The organism is Prevotellamassilia timonensis (assembly GCF_021531665.1).
Lineage (GTDB): Bacteria > Bacteroidota > Bacteroidia > Bacteroidales > Bacteroidaceae > Alloprevotella.
In genome coordinates this window covers 1-832 of the sequence record NZ_JADYUH010000117.1, presented here as the reverse complement: position 1 = coordinate 832, position 832 = coordinate 1, and the positions used below count along the sequence as shown (strand labels likewise).

At 43.3% G+C, this 832-nt stretch carries 1 protein-coding gene; it reads right to left on the bottom strand.

What is annotated here, in order from left to right; genetic code table 11:
• Positions 1-4 precede the first annotated feature (4 nt).
• Positions 5-832 (bottom strand): IS4 family transposase (locus tag I6E40_RS10600; RefSeq protein WP_235387232.1); only part of this gene is annotated, 828 nt, incomplete at its 5' end.

Here is an 832-nt window from a genome sequence, read left to right as displayed (position 1 = left end):
CCCCCTAATCAAACAGGCTCGGTTCTGGAGGCGTTTCCTTTGCGTTTTGAACCATCTTTGCCCAATCCCTTTCGGGGTCTTCAAGAAAAGTATAGCAGTTTACATAATACATGAGCATGATTCTTATCATTGTTGCCAATCCGGAAAAGCTCCAGGTGCGTTTTATGCGCTTTTGTATGACCATCAGAAGAAGGTTGGCTATGAGTGTGACCCAAATTTGTACTTTGATGGCGTTGGAACTTTCACCATAGAAGTATCTCAACGGGAAGTTTTGCTTTAATTGCTTGAACAGCAGTTCTATCTCCCATCTTTTGCGGTATATAGCAATGATTTCCTCCACTTCCATTTCCATGTCGTTGGTGAGCAATGATATGAGTTTTGGTTTCTTCTTGTTAAGATCAACATAGGTTATGATACGTGCCTTGTGTCTAATGTCCTCTCCGTCTTTGACACGCTTTTTGAACTCAACATGTTGAACCCTATGTTCCATAAGTCCTTCAGGGGTCATATACATCATGTCCGAATGCACATCATACACAAGGTTCTTCTTCATCTTGGTAACATAGATGACACCACGGGTGGTCAGTTCCTCGAATTTGGAATAGTCTATGTAAGCCCTGTCCATAGCGATGATGTCTCCATCGTGATAATTCGTGGGTTTCAGCATGAAACTGTCATTGGTAGCGGCAGAGGTGAATCTGATATCTGACGGCACGCCCTCGTTTGCATGTATGTTGGTATGCACTTTTATGCCGCCTTTCTTCTTCCCGGACTTGGGATGCCTGCCAACACCTTTAAATAGGAGATTGGAGAACAGAGTAATGGTAGTTGA